General features: G+C 63.4%; 3 protein-coding genes. 1 reads left to right on the forward strand and 2 read right to left on the reverse strand.

The window, feature by feature from the left end; genetic code table 11:
• Together EOA60_RS29450 and EOA60_RS29455 are read right to left on the reverse strand one after the other, a co-directional pair.
• A partial coding sequence (locus tag EOA60_RS29450) for a CoA-transferase subunit beta (RefSeq protein WP_164899639.1) occupies positions 1-764 on the reverse strand: 764 nt, incomplete at its 3' end.
• Positions 761-1618 (reverse strand): CoA transferase subunit A, encoded by an 858-nt coding sequence (locus EOA60_RS29455; RefSeq protein ID WP_095824977.1) that lies wholly within the window; start codon positions 1616-1618, stop codon positions 761-763. The genes EOA60_RS29455 and EOA60_RS29450, both read right to left, overlap by 4 nt.
• A gap of 194 nt (positions 1619-1812) precedes the next feature.
• Here EOA60_RS29455 and EOA60_RS29460 point away from each other — a divergent pair.
• Positions 1813-2285, forward strand: a 473-nt coding sequence (locus EOA60_RS29460; RefSeq protein WP_164899640.1) for a GntR family transcriptional regulator, incomplete at its 3' end; no start/stop codon positions are given.

A 2285-nucleotide genomic window follows, 5' to 3' on the forward strand; every position in this document is an offset into this window, starting at 1 on the left:
GCCTTGGTGCGCGCCTGCAAATCGCGCAACGTCTTCAGCTCGATTTCCGTCGGCGCCGGCGTCTCGTCAAGCGCCTCGGCAAATTTTGCTTCCCAGCCACAGGTCGCCTGCACCTCTTCGCGGGTGACGGCGGGATGCAGCGACATGACGGTGAATTCGTTGGTGACAGGGTCCGGCTTCCAGACGGCGAGGTCGGTGATCAGCAAGGTCGGACCGGCGGTGTCGATGCCGAGCCGCTTGCGATGGTCGCCACCCTCGCCATGGCCGAAGGAGGTGAAGAAGTCGATCTTTTCGACCATGCCGCGCTTCGACTGCGCCATGGTGATGTAGACCTCTCGCGAGGAGGTGGCGATTTCCGGCGCGCCGCCGCCGCCGGGCAGCCGCGTCTTGGGATGCGCATAGTCGCCGATGACTGTAGTGTTGATGTTGCCGAATTTGTCGAGCTGGGCGGCGCCAAGGAAGCCGATGGTGATGCGGCCGCCTTGCAGCCAGTAGCGGAACATCTCCGGCACCGCGACGGTGGTGACCGCCGTCTCGCACAATTCGCCGTCGCCGATCGACAGCGGCAAAACGTGGGGCGCGGTGGCGATGGTGCCGCTCTCGTAGATCAGCGTGATGTCGGGCGCATGCGTCAGCCGCGCGACATTGCAGGCGGCCGACGGCGCCCCGATGCCGACAAAGCAGACATCGTCGTTCTTCAGCGCACGGCTGGCGGCGATCGTCATCATCTCGCTGGGGGTGAAGCCCAGATCATTCTCGCTCATGCGGCTTTCCTCAGATGCTCGACGCGAGCCGCGAAGTCGTCTGCGCTGCTCTCGATGACGTTCTTCTGCATCCATGCCTGAAAGCGGTCGCGGTCGGCGGCGATCTCGTCCCATTCGAGATAGGCGGAGTTGTCGCGCTCGTAATAGCCATGCGTGTAGGAGGGATGGGAGCCGCCCGGCACGATCGAGATTGCCGCGATCGTCCAATTCGGCAGCACGGTGAGATTGGGGTGGAGATCGTCGAAACTGTCGACCACTTCCTCGACGGTCACCACCGCGCGTTTGGCGGCGAGCACGGCCTCTTTCTGGATGCCGATGATGCCTTCGACCAGCACATTGCCTTTGCGGTCGGCCTTCTGCGCGTGGATGAAGGCGACGTCGGGCCGGATCGCCGGAACGGCGGCCAGCACCTCGCCGGTAAACGGGCAGGTTATGGACTTGATGTTTGCATTGACGGCGGCAAGGCCTGCGCCGCGATAGCCGCGGAACACCGCGCAGGGCAGGCCGGCGGCCCCCGCCTCATAGGCGTTGGCCATGCCGGCGTGGCTGTGCTCCTCGACCTCGATCGGCCGCGGAAAGCCGTTCTCGATGGCGTCGCGAACGCGCCTGAGCAGGCCGACGCCGGGATTGCCGAGATAGGAGAAGACGATCTTCTTGGCCATGCCCATGCCGATCATCTGATCGTAGATCAGGTCGGGCGTCATGCGGATCAGCGTCAGGTCGCGAAAGCCCTGGCGGATTGCCTCATGGGCCGCGGCGGTCGGGATCAAATGGGTGAAGCCCTCGAAGGCGACCGTATCGTCATCGTGCAGAGTCTCCGCAACGGCCTTTTTCAGCGGCAGGAACTTGACCATCGTCCATTGCTCCGGAGATTAGAAGGTTCGTATCGGAGCATATGAGAGCGCCCCTCTCGCGTCACTATGAGGATGCCTGCAGGCAAACGAGGTGCAGCGCAAAACAATCGGGACATGCGGGACTTGGCCGTTGACGCTTTGTCTCACATACGCTAATGAACAGGATTATACAGGTTCATTGAACAGGTATCCATATGGCCCGTCGCGCGACGCAACTCACTCCCGGCACGGGCAAGCCCGAGCAGATCGCGACGGTTCTGGAGCACGAGATCCGCTCAGGCGTGCTCGGCTTCGGCGATCGCCTGCAGAGCGAGAACGAGCTCGTCCAGCGCTTCTCGGTCAGCCGCAACACGGTTCGCAAAGGGCTGGAAGAGCTTTCAAGCCGCGGCCTCATCACCACCAAGGTCGGCATCGGGTCCTTCGTCACTTTCGACGGCATGCCGGTCGATGACGCGATCGGCTGGTCGCGCGCGCTCGCCAATGCGGGCGCCAATGCCGAAACCCGGACGCTTAGGCTCGAGATCATCGAGGATGCCGAGCTCGCGGCAAAGCTCGGTGTCGAGAGCTCGTCTTTCATCGCCGTCGATCGCGTCCGTACCAATGCCGATGACGGCCATGCGATCTCGATCGAACGCAGCCGCCTGCCACTGTCGCCCGAGCTGGAAGA

It is taken from the genome of Mesorhizobium sp. M1A.F.Ca.IN.020.06.1.1, from assembly GCF_004023265.1.
Classification (GTDB): domain Bacteria; phylum Pseudomonadota; class Alphaproteobacteria; order Rhizobiales; family Rhizobiaceae; genus Mesorhizobium.